A 15,201-nucleotide genomic window follows, 5' to 3' on the forward strand; every position below is an offset into this window, starting at 1 on the left:
CCATCATCGCAGCACAGCGGATGTCAACGTTGACATATGTCAACGATGACATCGGGTCCCCCCTGATAGGAACCGCCCATGAATGCAAAGATTTCGGCCGGACTCCTGGTCACCGCCCTTCTCGTCACCGGATGTGGCGGCGGGGGCGGGGGCGCCGGGCAGAGCTCATCCGCGACGCCCAAGGTCGGCCTCATCACCAAGACCGAGACGAACCCGTTCTTCGTGAAGATGAAGGAGGGCGCCCAGAAGTCGGCCCAGGCCAACGGCATGGAGCTGATGACCGCCGCCGGCAAGTTCGACGGCGACAACGCCTCCCAGATCACGGCCATCGAGAACATGGTCGCCGCCGGCGTGAAGGGCATCCTCATCACGCCGAGCGACACCAAGGCCATCGTGCCCGCCGTCAAGAAGGCCCGCGACGCGGGCGTGCTCGTCATCGCGCTGGACACGCCGACGGACCCGCAGGACGCCACGGACGCGCTGTTCGCCACCGACAACCTCAAGGCCGGCGAGCTGATCGGCCAGTACGCCAAGGCCGCCATGGCCGGCAAGCCCGCCAAGATCGCCACCCTCGACCTGGCCCCCGGCATCACCGTCGGCCAGCTCAGGCACGACGGCTTCCTGAAGGGGTACGGGATCGCGGAGGGCGACCCGTCCGTCGTCTGCTCCCAGGACACCAGGGGCGACCAGGCCAAGGGCCAGACCGCCATGGAGAACTGCCTGCAGAAGGCCCCCGACATCAACCTCGTCTACACGATCAACGAGCCCGCGGCGCTGGGCGCGTACACGGCGCTGAAGGCCAAGGGCCGCGAGAAGGACGTGCTGATCGTCTCCGTGGACGGCGGCTGCACCGGCACCAAGGCCGTGAAGTCGGGCGAGATCGCCGCCACGAGCCAGCAGTACCCGCTGAAGATGGCCGAGGACGGCGTCAAGGCGGTGTCGGAGTTCGCCAAGACCGGCAAGAAGGCCTCCGGCTACACCGACACCGGCGTCACCCTGATCACCGACAAGTCCGTATCCGGCGTCGAGGCCAAGGACACGGCCTTCGGCCTGGCCAACTGCTGGGGCTGACATGGCCGTCATGGAAGCGACGCTGCCGCGCCGCCTGATCTCCACACCCGTCGCGGGCCCGCTGGCCGCGCTCGTCCTGGCCTGCGTGTTCTTCGCGCTCAGGACCGACCAGTTCTTCACCGGCCCGAACTTCTCGCTGATCATCCAGCAGGTCATGGTGGTCGGCACGCTGGCCATCGGCCAGACGCTGATCATCCTGACCGCGGGCATCGACCTGTCCAACGGCGCGATCATGGCGTTCGGCGGGATCGTGATGACCAAGCTGGCCGTGGACAGCGGCCTGCCGCCGGTCCTCGCGATCGCCGGCGGGCTCGCCGTCTGCTCGCTGTTCGGGCTGGTCAACGGGTTGCTGGTGACACGGATCTCGTTGCCGCCGTTCATCGTGACGCTCGGCATGCTGAACGTGGTCTTCGCCCTGACCCACATCTACTCCAACGAGCAGACGGTCACGGACCTGCCGCCGGTGCTGACGTTCCTCGGCCAGACGTTCCAGGTCGGGCAGACGAACGTCACCTACGGCTCGCTGCTGACGATCCTGCTGTTCCTGCTGTTCGCGTACCTGCTCGGCTCCACGGCGTGGGGCCGCCACGTGTACGCGCTCGGCAACAGCCCCGAGGTGGCCCGCCTGACCGGCATCAGGACGAGCCGGCTGACCATCGGCGTCTACACGCTGGCCGGCTTCGTGTACGGCATCGCCGCCCTGCTGCTGGTCTCGCGTACCGGAGTGGGCGACCCGCAGGCCGGCCAGACCGACAACCTGGACAGCATCACCGCGGTCGTCCTGGGCGGGACGAGCCTGTTCGGCGGCCGTGGACTGGTGATCGGCACGCTGGTCGGAGCGCTCATCGTGGGGGTGTTCCGCAACGGGCTGCAGCTGATGGGCGTACCGTCGATCTATCAGACGCTCATCACCGGCATCCTGGTGATCCTCGCCGTCGCGGTCGACCAGCTCTCCCGCAGGAGGAACCGATGACGACCCCCGTGCTCCAGGCCCGCGGCCTGGTCAAGCGGTACGGCCACGTGACCGCGCTCGACGGCGCCGACTTCGAGCTGATGCCCGGTGAGGTGCTCGCCGTCATCGGCGACAACGGCGCCGGCAAGACCAGCCTCATCAAGGCGCTCACGGGCGCGCTCCAGCCCGACACCGGCGAGATCCTGCTCGACGGCAAGCCGGTGCGCTTCCGCGACCCGCTGGAGGCGCGCCGCCAGGGAATCGAGACCGTCTACCAGGACCTCGCGGTGGCGGCCTCGCTCGACATCGCCACGAACATGTTCCTCGGCCGCGAGATCCGCAAGCCCGGCATCCTCGGCAGCGTCTTCCGCATGCTCGACAAGAAGCGCATGCGCGAGGAGTCCGCCCGGCACATGGCCGAGCTCAAGATCGGGCTGCGCTCGCTCACCCAGCCGGTCGAGTCGCTGTCCGGCGGCCAGCGGCAGGGTGTGGCCGTGGCCAGGGCGGTGGCGTGGGCCACGCACGTCGTGGTCATGGACGAGCCCACCGCCGCGCTCGGCGTCAAGGAGTCCGGCCAGGTGCTCGACATGATCAAACGGGTCCGCGACGGGGGCACGCCGGTCGTGCTGATCAGCCACAACATGCCGCACGTGTTCGAGATCGCCGACCGCATCCACGTCCAGCGCCTCGGCCGCCGGGTCGCCCAGATCAAGCCGGGCGACCACAGCATGGCCGAGGTGGTGGCCATCATGACCGGCGCCCTCCAGGTCTCGGAAGGCAAGGCGGTGGTGGCGGACCAGGGCGCGGCGGAGGCTATCGGGTTGACCTGATGAGCGGCCACTAACATGGGCGCAATGCGGCGTCCGACGATGACAGATGTGGCGCGTGAGGTCGGCGTCACGGCGAAGACGGTCTCGCGGGTGCTCAACGACGACGGCCCGGTCGCCGTCGAGACCCGCGAGCGCGTCATGGAGGCCGTCAGGAAGCTGGGCTACCAGCCCAACCTGATGGCCCGCAACATGCGGGTCGGCGCGCGCGACGCCGCGATCGGCCTGGTCATCCCCGAGATGGGCAACCCGTTCTTCGGCACGGTCGCGGGCGGCATCGAGAGCGCCGTCCGCGCCCGCGGCCTCACCCTCATCGTCGGCAACTCCAGCGAGACCGCCGACCTGGAGCAGTCGCTGATCGCGACGTTCCTGGCCCGCAGGGTGAGCGCGCTCATGGTGGTCCCCTCGGCCACCAGCGACCACCGCCACCTGCGCAACGAACGCGTGGCCGGCCTGCCCATCGTCTTCCTCGACCGGCCGGCCGTCGGCCTGACCGCCGACAGCGTGGTCAGCGCCAACCGGGAGGGCGCCAGGGCCGGCGTCGCCCACCTGATCGCCCACGGCCACCGCAGGATCGGCTTCGTCGGCGACGTGCCCGCCGCCCTCTACACGCGCCGCGAGCGCTTCCAGGGTTATCGCGACGCGCTCGAAGGCGCGGGGCTGCCGTTCGACCGGGGCCTGGTGGAGACGGGTCACGACCAGGAGGCCGCGGCCCGGGCCACGATGCGGCTGTTAGCCCTCGATGATCCGCCGACCGCCCTGTTCGCGGGCAACAACCTGGCCTCCACGGGCGCGGTGGTGGCGCTGTCACGGGCCCGCCGCAGGGACGTGGCGCTGGTGGGCTTCGACGACCTGCCCCTGGCCGAGTGCCTGGACCCGCCGCTGACGGTCGTGGCCCAGGACCCGGCGCGGATGGGGGCCGCGGCGGCCGAGCAGGTGCTGGCGCGGCTGGACGGCGACCGCTCCAAGGCCCGCAGGACGCTGGTGCCCACCCGGCTGGTCGTCCGGGGCTCGGGCGAGCTGCCCGCCCCCAGGTAGCTAGCGGGGGTAGGCGCCGCCGTCCAGGCTGAGGACCTGGCTGGTCAGATAGCCGTTGCGGAGGACGGCCAGGGCCAGGTCGGCGACCTCCTCCGGCCGCCCGAAGCGGCCGACCGGGAGGTGGCTCGGGCTCGCCGTGGCCGGGAGCATCGCGGTGTCCTCGATCAGGGCGGGCGCCAGGGCGTTGACCGTCACGCCGTGCGAGGCCACGCGGGCGGCCAGGAAGTGGAGCATGCCGTGCAGGGCCGCCTTGGACGCGGCGTAGTGCGGGCCGACGATGCCGCCGGTGAAGGCCGCGATCGACGACATGAACAGCACCCGCCCGAACCCCCGCGCCGCCATCCCCGGCAGCGACTGCTGCGCCAGCAGGAACGGCGCGCGCAGGTTGACCGCCATCGTGCGGTCCCACGTCACCGCGTCCACCGCCGTGTACTCCTGCTGGATGGCATAACCCGCGTTGGAGATCAGCAGGTCGACGGGGCCGAGCGCGTCGGCCGTGGCACGCAGCAGGGCGACCGGGACCTGCGGGTCGGCCAGGTCGCCCGGGAGCGCGATCGCGTCCACGCCGGCGGCCCGCGCCCGCGCCACCAGGTCGTCGGCGTGCTCGGAGCGGGTGCCGTACGTGAAGGCGGTCCTGACTCCCGCGGCGATGAGACGGCGCCCGATCGCCTGCCCGATGCCGCCCGACGCGCCGGTCAGCAGTGCCACGCGGCCAGTGAGTTGGGTCATGTCACCCAATCTTCCCCGTGACTGAGGCGTTGACGGCACGTTGGAATGGGGCGTTTCCGTACGTCTTCCACTGTGTGCTCATGCGTAACTCGCGGTCCACCTGGGCGGTCTACGGTGCGCGCATGAGAATGCGCAGGTTACTCGCGAGTGTGCTGGCCGGAGTCGTCGCCGGCGGTACCGTCGCGGTCGTGCTGACCCAGACGACTCCCGCCACGGCCGAGCGCCGCGGCCAGGCACCCATCGTGATCGGCCACCGGGGCGCGAGCGCCCACCGGCCCGAGCACACGCTCCTGTCGTACGAGACCGCCATCGCCATGGGCGCCGACTACATCGAGCCCGACCTCGTCTCGACCAAGGATCACGTGCTGGTCGCCAGGCACGAGAACGAGATCTCCGGGACGACCGACGTGTCCGCGCACCCGGAGTTCGCCGACCGGCGCACCACCAAGACCGTGGACGGCCGGCCGATCACCGGCTGGTTCACCGAGGACTTCACGCTGGCCGAGCTGAAGACGCTGCGCGCCAAGGAGCGCGTCCCCGACCTGCGGCCGGACAACACTGCGTTCGACGGGCTGCCGGAGATCCCCACGTTCGAGGAGGTCGTGAAGCTGGCGCAGGAGCACGGCGTCGGCGTCTACCCCGAGACCAAGCACCCGACGTACTTCGACTCCATCGGCCTGTCGCTGGAGGAGCCGCTGCTGGACGTGCTCAACCGGTATCGCGTGCGCAAGGCGTACATCCAGTCCTTCGAGACCGCGAACCTGCGCGAGCTGCGCGGCAAGACCCGCCTGCCGCTGATCCAGCTGATCACGTTCGGGGGCGCGCCGTACGACTGGGTCGCCTCCGGGAGCACCCGCACGTACGACGACATGGTCAAGCCGGACGGGCTGCGCGAGGTGGCCTCGTACGCGAACGGGATCGGGGTGGACACCCGGCGCGTGGTGCCCCAGGACGCCTCGGGCAAGACCCTCGAACCGACCACGCTGGTCGCCGACGCGCACCGGCGCCGGCTGGACGTGCACGTCTGGACGGTACGGAACGAGAACTCGCAGCTGCCCGCCGACTACCGGCTCGGCAACCCGGCCAGCCCCGTCTACCCCCGGGCCACCGGGAACGTGATGGGGTGGCTGTCGAAGCTGATCGACCTGGGCATCGACGGCGCCTTCTGCGACGACCCCGCCATGGGCAGGGCCGTGGTGAGCGGACGGCAGGCGTAGGGACTCGTGGGGCGTCGGCCCTATTCCCCACCGAATCAGTGGGTACATTGGTCCGGTGAGGAACGACCAGCACGGCCTGGCGATGACCGGGGCCGGCGCCGCCGCGGCGCGGCACTACGACCGCGCGATCGACGAACTGCTGCACCTGCGGGTGGAGGTCGCCACCGAGACCAAGGCGGCGCTAGCCGAGTCGCCCGGCTTCCCGATGGGCAACGTCCTGAGCGCGTACCTCGGGCTGCTCACCACCGAGGTCGATGACGCGCGGAAGGCGCGGGCGCGGTTCGGGGCGTTCCGGGACAGGATCGACGAGTCGTCGCTGCTGCCCCGCGAGCGCGCCCACGTGGCGGCCGTGCAGGCGCTGCTCGACGGCGACTGGCTGACGTGCGGGCGGCTGCTCGGCGAGATCACCGTGGAGCACCCGCGCGACGCCCTGGCGCTGGCGGCCGGGCACCAGGTCGACTTCTTCACCGGCGACGCGCGCTCGCTGCGCGACCGGATCGGCGGGGCCTTGAACGCCTGGTGGGAGGACGACCCGCACTTCGGCCACGTGCTGGGGATGTACGCCTTCGGCCTGGAGGAGGCGGGGCACTACGACCGGTCGGAGGAGGCCGGGCTGCGGGCGGTCGAGCTGAACGCGCGCGACGTGTGGGGCATTCACGCGGTCGTGCACACGTACGAGATGCAGGGGCGGTTCGGGGAGGGGCTGCGTTACTTCGATGCGCGGGTCCCGGACTGGTCCACCGGAACGTTCTTCAACATCCACAACTGGTGGCACTACTGCCTTTTCGCGCTGGAGTCCGGTGACGAGGCGCGGGCGCTGGCGATCTACGACTCGGTGCTCGCGGGCGGGGAGACCTGCATGGAGCTGCTGGACGCCGCCGCCCTGCTCTGGCGGCTTCACCTGGAGGGCTCCGAGCAGCACGAGCGCTGGCGCGCTCTGGCCGACGCGTGGCCGGTCAGGGTGGCCGAGCCGTTCTACGCCTTCAACGACATGCACGCGGTCATGTCGTACGTGGGCGCCGGGCGGGTCGGGGAGGCGGAGAAGCTGATCGCGACGCGCGAGGCGTACGTGCTGGAGCCGCGTCCGGGCGTCACCAACCGGGACATGACGCTCCGGGTGGGCCTGCCGGTGTGCCGCTCGCTGGTGGCCTTCGGGCGGGGCGACTACGACGCGGTCGTGGACCTGCTCTATCCGATCAGGCACCGGGTGAACGAGTTCGGCGGCAGCCACGCGCAGCGGGACGCCGTACAGAAGACCCTGCTGGAGGCGGCCCTGCGGGCGGGGCGGCGGGATGTCGCGCGGGTGCTGGTGAGCGAGCGCGTCAACGTCCGGCCGTGCAGCCCGTACAACTGGCTCAAGCAGGCCGCCCTCGCCGATGAGCTGGGCGAACGGGGCGCCGCCGCGGCCGCCCGCCTGCGCGCCGGCGAGCTGTCCCGCAACGGCGGCCTGCGTGTCGGCGATCCGGCCTCGGACGGCGGCCGGTCCTAGCTGCGGAACTGTCGGAGCCGGCGGGTAGTGTTTCCGGCCATGGAACGGCAACTCACCCTGATGGTCGTACACGCACACCCCGACGACGAGTGCCTCAGCACCGGCGGCATCTTGGCACGCTACTCCGACGAGGGCATCCGCACGGTCCTGGTCACCTGCACCAACGGTGAGCAGGGTGACGGCCAGGGCGGCGTGAAGCCGGGCGAGGACGGCCACGACGACGCGGCGGTGGCCGAGCAGCGGCTTGCTGAGCTGCGCGAGTCGGTGTCCCACCTGGGCATCGACCACCTGGAGCTGCTCGGCTACCGTGACTCCGGCATGGAGGGCTGGGACGCCAACGCCCACCCCGACGCGTTCGCCAACGTGCCGGTCGAGACGGCCGCCGCCAAGCTGGCCGCGTTGATGGAGCACTACCGGCCCCAGGTGGTGGTGACCTATGACGAGACCGGCGGTGGCGGCTACGGCCATCCCGACCACGTCCAGGCCCACCGCGTCACGGTGGCGGCCGTTGAGCAGACCGGCATTCCCGACAAGTTCTATTACACGGCCATGCCTCGGTCCGGCATCAAGCAGATGTTCGAGATGATGCGGGCCAGCGGGGTCGATCTCGGCGACTTCCAGCCGTCCGACGACTTCGGCACCCCCGACGAGCGGGTCACCAGCGTCGTCGACATCGCGCCGTTCGTCGAGCGCAAGCTCAAGGCGCTCAGGGCGCACGAGAGCCAGGGCGAGAACATCTTCCTGCTCCGCATGCCCGAGGAGGTGCAGCAGCAGGCGTTCTCGCGCGAGGCGTTCGAGCGGAAGCTGTGCAAGGTGGACGCGCCCGATCATGAGGAGGACCTGTTCGCAGGACTGCGTGACGACTAGCCTCCAGAACATTATTCTGAGCCCTATGGGCACCCTCGTCAGTTATCAGCTCAAGGACTCCGTCGCCACCATCACCATGGACGACGGCAAAGTGAACGCGGTCTCGGTCCAGATGCTGACCGAGCTCGGCGCCGCCCTCGACCGGGCGGCCGCCGACTCGGCGGTCGTGCTGCTGGAGGGCCGGGAGGGGGTCTTCTCGGCCGGGTTCGACCTGAAGGCGCTCGCGGCGGGCGGCGACGGGGCCCTGGCGATGGTGCGGGGTGGGTTCGAGCTGGCGGAGCGGCTGCTGTCGTTCCCGACGCCGGTGGTGGCCGCCTGCACGGGGCACGCGGTGGCGATGGGCGCGTTCCTGCTGCTGTCGGCCGACTACCGGGTGGGCGCGGCCGGGCCGTACCGGCTGGTGGCCAACGAGGTGGCGCTGGGCATCACGATGCCGTACGCGGCGGTCGAGATCCTCCGGCAGCGGCTCACGCCCGCGTGCTTCACGCGGGCGGTGCTGCTGGCCGAGACGTTCTCGCCCGACGACGGCGTGGCGGCCGGGTTCCTGGACCGGGTGGTGGAGCCGGCCCGGGTGTCCGACGTGGCCCGCGAGACGGCCGAGGCGCTGACCGGCCTGAACATGAGGGCGCATGCGGCTACGAAGGCGCGGGCGCGGCGGCGGACGCTGGAGGCGATGCGGGCCGGGATCGCGGAGGAGCTGGGCCCGGGGGCGAGCTGGCCGCCGGCGTAACGGGACGCTCTTGTTTGCGGGGCCTTTGCCTGCCGGGTGGCCCAGTGGGGTGATCAGCGCGCGGCCTCGGAAGTGACGGCGCGGCCGAGGAAGGCGAGGAGCCGCTGGTGAGCGCTGGCGTCGGCCGGGGCGGGCAGTGCGGGGCCGAACATGCCCGGCCGGCGGAAGGCGTCGAAGTCCATGCCGCGCATGACCGCCAGCAGTTCCTCGCAGGAGCGCTGGTCGACGAGGTGCTCCTGGCGGGTGGCGAGTGCCAGGTCGGCGCCGTGCACGAGCACCTCGGTGAGGTGGATGAGCGCCGCCATCGGCCCGGGTACGGTGCCGAACCCCAGACGCACGCTCGTCTCCAGGGCCCCGGGCCGGTGCCAGGCCGCGCGGTCGAGGTCGGCCGCGACGGCGAAGGCCCCCTGCGGATCGGTGCCCAGCCAGTCGGACTCGTGATCGGCCCCCGCCTCGGTCCCGGTGAGCTCGGCGGCGAAGATCCGCATGCCGCCCACCAGGTGGTTGAGCTCGGTGCGTACGTCCCACTCCGGGCACGGCGTGCCGGCTCCGAGCCGGTCGGGCCCGATTCCCTTGACGATGGCGGCCGTCATGTCGATGGCCCGGTCGATCTGGTCGATGACGCTGCTCATGTCGTTCTCCAAGGGATGTGGGGGCGTACCGTCTCGCTCTAAAGCAGGCTGCGACTGCGTTAAAGCGCAATCTAGAGCCGCAGAAGCCGCAAACGCAAGTCTTAACTGCGTTAAGGTGGCGGCATGGAGGAAGAGCGACAGGCGGCCCGCCGGCCCGGTGGTCGCAGCGCCCGCGTCCGGGCAGCGGTGCACCAGGCCGTCACCGACCTCATCGCCGAACGCGGCTACGGGAACTTCACGGTCGGCGAGGTCGCGGCCCGCGCCGGCGTGGCCGACACCAGCGTCTACCGCCGTTGGGGCAACCTCGAGGCCCTGCTCATGGATGTGGCGATCACCTGGCTGACCACGCAGTCGCCGATCCCCGACACCGGCAGCCTGGCGGGCGACCTGCGCGCCTACGCCGCCAACGTGGCCCGCGACGTCACCGGCCCCGACGGGCCGGCGGTGCTGCGCCTGGTCATCGCCCTGTCCACGGCGGGACAGGACGGCCTGCGGGCGCGCGACGCGTTCCTCGCCGAACGCTCCCGCCAACTCCAGGTCATGCTCGACCGGGCCCGGGACCGGGGCGAAGACCCGCCGGACGTCCTGGACGTCCTCGACCACATCCTGGCCCCGATGTACATCCGGATCCTGTTCGGAGCGGGCCCGCTCACCCCCGGCTACGCCGGCACGCTGGTCGACCGCCTCCTGTCCCACAAGTGATGATTCCTACAGGTGCGTGCGGGGCGTGCACGGCGAGGTAGCCGGCCCGGCCGCCGGCCACGGACGGGCTCACCCCGTACGGCGCGCAGAGCGCCAGCTTGGCGACCCGGTCCGGCTGGTCGAGCGCCACCCGCAGGGCGATCCCCCCGCCGAGGGACAGCCCGGCGATGGCGACCGGGCCGGTGGTGCACGTGTCGAGGAACTCCCGGAGCCAGGCCGCGTACCCGATCAAGGTGGGCTCGGTCGTCCCCAGCGGGGTGCCGCCGAAACCGGGCAGGTCGGGTGCGGTCACCCGGGCGTGCGCGGCGAGCGCCGTCCAGACCGGCTCCCAGGTGAGGCGGGCGCTGTCCAGCCCGCCGCCGTGAAGGAGCACCAGTTCGGGGCCGTCGCCCGCTCTGTAGGCCCGGACGAGCGAACCGGACACCGTGCACACCATCTCGTCATGCCGCATCGGGCAATCCTGCCCGGGACGCCGCCGGCTCGCATCCGCGACTTCACCGGTCCGGCATCGGCGGGCCCCGCCAGACAGGCGTCCGCGCGCGAACCGCACCAGGGCACGTAGCGGCGGGCGCGGCCCGGCTCAGCAGGGCCTGCCTGCCGTTCTTCAGGTCCGGCGAAGGAGCGCGGACGCCGCCTCGACGCTCGCGACGACGTCGAGCCGGCCCCAGCGGACAGGCCAGGAGAAGCGGCGGTCGACGGTCCAGGCCAGGACGGCGTCGAGGCCGCCCGGGGAGTTCAGGCGGTCCTCGTCGGCGATCACCAGGGCCGCGGCAGGGCCGACGGCGGGGTCGGCGATGGCGCACCACGAGGAGTCCGCCAGGGGAAAGGCGTCCGACCGGAACATCCCGTGCAAGGTCGCGTAATCGTCGTCGAGCGGACTCCGTTCACTGTCGAAGTAACGGCCGAACGCGAAGTCGCCCAGCACGGCACCGGTGAAGGCGCCGACGAAGCGGAGCGTCTGCGCGCCGATCAGCGCGAGCACCCCGTCCGCGCCCCACAGCACCGCCTCTGTCCCGTCCGGCGCCTCGATCGACCCGACCCGGGCCGGTTCGTCGCCCAGCGACCACACCTCCGCCCGCCCGTCCGCGGTCAGGCACGCGCCGAAGTCCCCGGCGCTCTCCCAGGCCCAGGGGCGCTCCTGGCCGTCGTAGAAGTACCGGCCGACGCGCCTCGTGGTGGCGATGGGCAGGTGGTACTGGTGGCGGCCGTGCGCGTCGTGAACGTCGACACCGCCGCCGTCCTCCACCACGACCGCCAGCCGGGCCTCGGCCCCGCGCATGCCCCAGTGCAGCGACCCCTCGGCCTGGGCCACGGGGTCGCCCACCGGCCGCCCGGTGTCGGCGTCGAAGACGGTCAGCCGGCGCGGGCGGCCCGGCGTCAGCGCGGCGGCGTACCGGTCGTCCGGGCTCCACGCGACCGGGCCGGCGGTCAGCGCCAGCCAGCGCATCCGCCCGCCCGGGAGATCGACCACGGCGGCCCACGTGTCGTTGTCCCCGAGCAGCCGCCCGCCGTCGCGGGACCAGCGCACCCGGCGGAAGGAGAAGTAGTCGTCCTTGAGGCGCTCCTTCGCCTCCTCCGGCAGCGGTTCGGTCAGCATGGCCGGCTCGGGGCCCGTGTTGTGGTGGCGGTAGTCGTTGTAGAAGACCTTGCCCTCGTCCAGCGCCGCGACGCAGCCCATCATCTCGTGCTCGCTGCTCATCGAGACGTAGGCCCGGCGGCCGTCGGGGGCCAGGGTGAAGATCGCCGCGGCGTCGTACCCGTCCGTGACGTCCGCGCTCCCGTACGGACTGGTACGCGCGCCGAACGGGTCCCACACTCCGACGTTGTTCGTGCAGAACGCCAGCGCGACCCGGGTGCCGTCCGCCGACCACTGCACGGTGTCGCGGCGGCCGGGCCAGCCGACGCCGTACATGATGTCGATCGTGTTGACGAGGCGCCCCGTGGCCATCTCCCACACCTGCAGGGGACCGGTGCCGTCGTAGTTGTCCTTCGTGAGGCCCCGGCCCGTGGCGAGGTAGCGGCCGCACGGGCTGAGCGCGTAGTCCTGAAAGCCGCCCCCGAACATGGTGTACGGGTGCCGCAGCCGCGCCCCCCGCTCGCGCAGGCGCTCGGTGGCCAGCAGGTGCGCGCCGGTGACGCCGTGCCGCTCTTCCACCCCGGCCAGCAGGTCACGCAGCGGGAGCAGGTCCCGCTCCGGCTCGAACGCCGACCAGTCGGCGTCCTCCAGCAGTTCGAGCAGGGCCGCGGGATCGTCCCGCGCCGCTTCCAGATCGGGGAACTCCCCGGACCCCGTACGCGGGGCCGGCGCCAGCAGTTCCGTCACCGGCAACACCGGCACGCCCAGCCGCTCCGCCGCGCGGACGCGCTCGTTCGGGTAACCGCCGTCGTACCCGTCGAACACGACGTCCACCGAACGCGACACCTCGTCCACGACGCTCGCCCCGGCCGCCTCGAGCCGCGCCTTCAGCTTCGCGACGGACTCGGTACGGAAGCTGCCCGCCACCACGACGGTTCTGCCTCGAAGATCCATAGCTGGCGAGGATAGACGAAGCCGAGCAGGCTGCCGTACCACTGCGGGACAGCGCCTACGGTGGGTGCATGCGCCTGACCGCCTTCACCGACATCTCCCTGCGCATCGTGATGCGGCTGGCCGTGGCGGATCCGGACGACCTGCTGACCACGCGGGCCGCCGCCGACCTGCTCGCCGTCCCCTACACCCACGCCGCCAAGGCCGTCGCGAGGCTGAGCGAGCTGGGTGTGGTGGAGGCCAGGCGCGGCCGGGGCGGCGGGTTGCAGCTCACCGCGGCCGGGCGCGAGGCGACGGTCGGGGGCCTGGTCCGCGCCCTCGAAGCCGCGGGTGACGTGGTGGGGTGCGAGGACGACCCGCCGTGCCCGTTGCGGGCGGCCTGCCGGCTGCGGTCCGCGCTGCGCCAGGCCCAGGAGGCCTTCTACGCCTCGCTCGACACGATCACGGTCGCGTCCCTGGTGGACGCGCCGACCGGGCCGCTTTTGCTGTCGTTGGCGCCCCCCGGAAAGGGGACCGACCCCGCCATTGCATAATATGAATCCCAGATACCAATTTATGGTCCTTTCTGGGAGGTCTCATGCTGTCCGCTGAGAGCGCGGCGATCGTCGGCGAAACCCTGCCCGTCGTGAAGGCGCGGCTCGAGACGATCACGGCCAGGTTCTACGAGTCCATGTTCGCCGACCGCCCCGAACTGCTCGACGGGCTGTTCAACCGCGGCAACCAGCGCAACGGCGAGCAGCGGCAGGCCCTGGCGGGCGCCTTCGCGGCGTTCGCGGCCGCGCTGGTCGCGAACCCGGACGAGCGCCCCGACGCGCTGCTGGCGCGCATCGCGCACAAGCACGCGGCGGTGGGGGTGACCGACGACCAGTACGTGATCGTCCAGAAGTACCTGTTCGGCGCGATCGCCGAGGTGCTCGGCGACGCCGTCACGCCCGCGGTCGCGGCGGCCTGGGACGAGGTGTACTGGCTGATGGCCGGCGCGCTCATCGCCATCGAGGCCCGCCTGTACGCCGACGCGGGTGCCCGGCACGGCGACACCTGGCGGCAGTGGCAGGTGGTCGAGCGGCGCGAGGAGACCGCGGACGCCATGTCGCTGGTGCTGCGGCCGGTCGGCGACGCGCCGGCCCCGCCCGCCCGGCCCGGCCAGTACGTCAGCGTACGGGTACGGATGCCCGACGGCGTCCGCCAGCTCCGCCAGTACACGCTCTCGGGGAACGGCGCGGACGGCCTGCGCCGCATCACGGTCAAGCGGGTCGGCGACGGCGAGGTGTCCAGCCTCCTGCACGCCACCGCCAAGGAGGGGGACGAACTGACCCTGTCCGCGCCGTTCGGCGACGTGGCGCTCGACGGCGGCGAAGCACCGCTCGTGCTCGTCTCGGCGGGCATCGGCTGCACCCCGATCACCGCGATGCTGGAGCACCTGGCGCTCACCGGCGACACCCGCCGGGTCCTGGTGCTGCACGCCGACCGCTCCCCGGCCGCCCACGCCCTGCGCTCGGACATGGAACGCCTGGCCGACGCCCTGCCCGGCGGGGAGCGGATCTTCTGGTACGAGGAAGGCCACCCCCGTACCGGGAGGATGTCCCTGGACGAGGTGGACATCCCGGCGGGCGCGGTCGTCTACATGTGCGGGCCTGTGCCGTTCATGCGGACGGCACGCGGCGAGCTCATCACGGCCGGGGTCGCCCCGCGCGACATCCACTACGAGGTGTTCGGCCCGGACCTGTGGCTCGGCGCGGCCTGAAAGCGGCTCTCGGGGCGGAGCTCAATGGCCGACGCTCTGGTAGTGGTCGAGCTGGTGTAGATCCCTTTGATCACGCTCTCCAGGTCGGGTTCCTCGATCGACAGGTCGCGGATGGTGTGTTCGGCGGAGATCGAGGCGATCATGCCCGGCAGGTCGTCGTGGATCTCGAAGACGTAGCGCCCCTCGGCGTCCCGCGGCACGCCACGCACCTCCTCCGGCCCGGACTCGAGCAGCACCACCAGCCGCCGGGGCTGGTTCACCAGCGCGTCGATGGCACCGTCGAACAGCACCCGGCCGTGGTCGATGAGGATGATCCGCTTGCACAACGCCTCGACGTCGGCCAGATCGTGCGTGGTCAGGATGACGGTGGTGCGGCCGGCGCGGTTGGTCTCCACGATGAACTCGCGTACGGCCTCCTTGGCCACCACGTCCAGCCCGACGGTCGGCTCGTCGAGATAGAGCAGCGGAGGTTCGTACAGCACGGCCGCGGCCAGGTCGCCCCGCATCCGCTGGCCCAGGCTGAGCTGGCGCACCGGGGTGTCGAGGAACTCGTCGAGCCCGAGCAGGTCGCGCACCTTCTTCAGCGACGTCTCGAAGCGCGCGGCGGGAAGGTGCGTGGCCAGCGGAATACCTTGGTTAATCCCTCGACCCGGATCATGCACGAATACTTTCTTCG

Annotated in this window: 16 protein-coding genes; 11 read left to right on the forward strand and 5 right to left on the reverse strand. The window is 71.6% G+C overall.

The annotated features are described in order from the left end of the window. Positions 1-78: 78 nt before the first annotated feature. Genes ACIHFD_RS11785 through ACIHFD_RS11800 form a run of 4 tightly spaced genes read left to right on the forward strand, consistent with a single transcriptional unit; the run spans position 79 to position 3,888 of the window. Positions 79-1,071 (forward strand): sugar ABC transporter substrate-binding protein, encoded by a 993-nt coding sequence (locus ACIHFD_RS11785; RefSeq protein WP_355195768.1) that lies wholly within the window; start codon positions 79-81, stop codon positions 1,069-1,071. Between the two features lie 10 nt (positions 1,072-1,081). Then, positions 1,082-2,044 (forward strand): ABC transporter permease, encoded by a 963-nt coding sequence (locus tag ACIHFD_RS11790; RefSeq protein WP_397366778.1) that lies wholly within the window; start codon positions 1,082-1,084, stop codon positions 2,042-2,044. Further along, positions 2,041-2,853, forward strand: a complete 813-nt coding sequence (locus tag ACIHFD_RS11795) for an ATP-binding cassette domain-containing protein (RefSeq protein WP_397366779.1) — start codon at positions 2,041-2,043, stop codon at positions 2,851-2,853. The genes ACIHFD_RS11790 and ACIHFD_RS11795 overlap by 4 nt, the downstream gene beginning before the upstream one ends. A gap of 24 nt (positions 2,854-2,877) precedes the next feature. Continuing rightward, the gene (locus tag ACIHFD_RS11800) at positions 2,878-3,888 is read left to right on the forward strand and encodes a LacI family DNA-binding transcriptional regulator (RefSeq protein ID WP_397366780.1); all 1,011 of its coding nucleotides are present in this window, start codon (positions 2,878-2,880) and stop codon (positions 3,886-3,888) included. Here ACIHFD_RS11800 and ACIHFD_RS11805 read toward each other — a convergent pair whose 3' ends face one another. Continuing rightward, positions 3,889-4,617, reverse strand: coding sequence for an SDR family NAD(P)-dependent oxidoreductase (locus ACIHFD_RS11805; RefSeq protein WP_355195771.1), 729 nt, complete (start codon positions 4,615-4,617; stop codon positions 3,889-3,891). A 122-nt stretch (positions 4,618-4,739) separates the two neighbouring features. On the opposite strand from ACIHFD_RS11805, the gene ACIHFD_RS11810 reads away from it, so the two are divergent. Genes ACIHFD_RS11810 through ACIHFD_RS11825 form a run of 4 tightly spaced genes read left to right on the forward strand, consistent with a single transcriptional unit; the run spans position 4,740 to position 8,920 of the window. Continuing rightward, the gene (locus ACIHFD_RS11810) at positions 4,740-5,834 is read left to right on the forward strand and encodes a glycerophosphodiester phosphodiesterase (RefSeq protein WP_397366781.1); all 1,095 of its coding nucleotides are present in this window, start codon (positions 4,740-4,742) and stop codon (positions 5,832-5,834) included. Positions 5,835-5,889: 55 nt separating this feature from the next. Further along, entirely contained in the window at positions 5,890-7,323 is a 1,434-nt protein-coding gene (locus ACIHFD_RS11815; RefSeq protein WP_397366782.1) for a tetratricopeptide repeat protein, read from the forward strand. Positions 7,324-7,362: 39 nt separating this feature from the next. Then, entirely contained in the window at positions 7,363-8,190 is an 828-nt protein-coding gene (locus ACIHFD_RS11820) for a PIG-L family deacetylase (protein ID WP_397366783.1), read from the forward strand. 25 nt (positions 8,191-8,215) lie between these two features. Beyond that, positions 8,216-8,920, forward strand: coding sequence for a crotonase/enoyl-CoA hydratase family protein (locus ACIHFD_RS11825; RefSeq protein WP_364249350.1), 705 nt, complete (start codon positions 8,216-8,218; stop codon positions 8,918-8,920). 53 nt (positions 8,921-8,973) lie between these two features. Here ACIHFD_RS11825 and ACIHFD_RS11830 read toward each other — a convergent pair whose 3' ends face one another. Continuing rightward, positions 8,974-9,552 (reverse strand): TIGR03086 family metal-binding protein, encoded by a 579-nt coding sequence (locus ACIHFD_RS11830; protein ID WP_397366784.1) that lies wholly within the window; start codon positions 9,550-9,552, stop codon positions 8,974-8,976. Between the two features lie 123 nt (positions 9,553-9,675). Between ACIHFD_RS11830 and ACIHFD_RS11835 the strand changes: the two genes are divergently transcribed. Continuing rightward, on the forward strand, positions 9,676-10,254 hold the full coding sequence (locus ACIHFD_RS11835; RefSeq protein WP_397366785.1) for a TetR/AcrR family transcriptional regulator: 579 nt from the start codon (positions 9,676-9,678) through the stop codon (positions 10,252-10,254). Here the strand turns inward: ACIHFD_RS11835 and ACIHFD_RS11840 are convergent. Then, a complete protein-coding gene (locus tag ACIHFD_RS11840) occupies positions 10,202-10,705 on the reverse strand; it encodes an alpha/beta fold hydrolase (RefSeq protein WP_397366786.1) in 504 nt (167 codons plus the stop codon). The two genes, ACIHFD_RS11835 and ACIHFD_RS11840, sit on opposite strands and share 53 nt — an antisense overlap. A gap of 153 nt (positions 10,706-10,858) precedes the next feature. Next, the gene (locus ACIHFD_RS11845; RefSeq protein ID WP_397366787.1) at positions 10,859-12,784 is read right to left on the reverse strand and encodes a hypothetical protein; all 1,926 of its coding nucleotides are present in this window, start codon (positions 12,782-12,784) and stop codon (positions 10,859-10,861) included. Between the two features lie 68 nt (positions 12,785-12,852). On the opposite strand from ACIHFD_RS11845, the gene ACIHFD_RS11850 reads away from it, so the two are divergent. Continuing rightward, positions 12,853-13,314: an RrF2 family transcriptional regulator gene (locus ACIHFD_RS11850; protein ID WP_397366788.1), complete on the forward strand. Its 462-nt coding sequence runs from the start codon at positions 12,853-12,855 to the stop codon at positions 13,312-13,314. Positions 13,315-13,358: 44 nt separating this feature from the next. Beyond that, positions 13,359-14,525, forward strand: a complete 1,167-nt coding sequence (locus tag ACIHFD_RS11855) for a globin domain-containing protein (protein WP_397366789.1) — start codon at positions 13,359-13,361, stop codon at positions 14,523-14,525. On the opposite strand, the gene ACIHFD_RS11860 is transcribed toward ACIHFD_RS11855, so the two are convergent. Further along, positions 14,483-15,187, reverse strand: a complete 705-nt coding sequence (locus ACIHFD_RS11860; RefSeq protein ID WP_397366790.1) for an ATP-binding cassette domain-containing protein — start codon at positions 15,185-15,187, stop codon at positions 14,483-14,485. The two genes, ACIHFD_RS11855 and ACIHFD_RS11860, sit on opposite strands and share 43 nt — an antisense overlap. Between the last annotated feature and the right edge of the window lie 14 nt (positions 15,188-15,201).

Source organism: Nonomuraea sp. NPDC051941 (genome assembly GCF_044593615.1).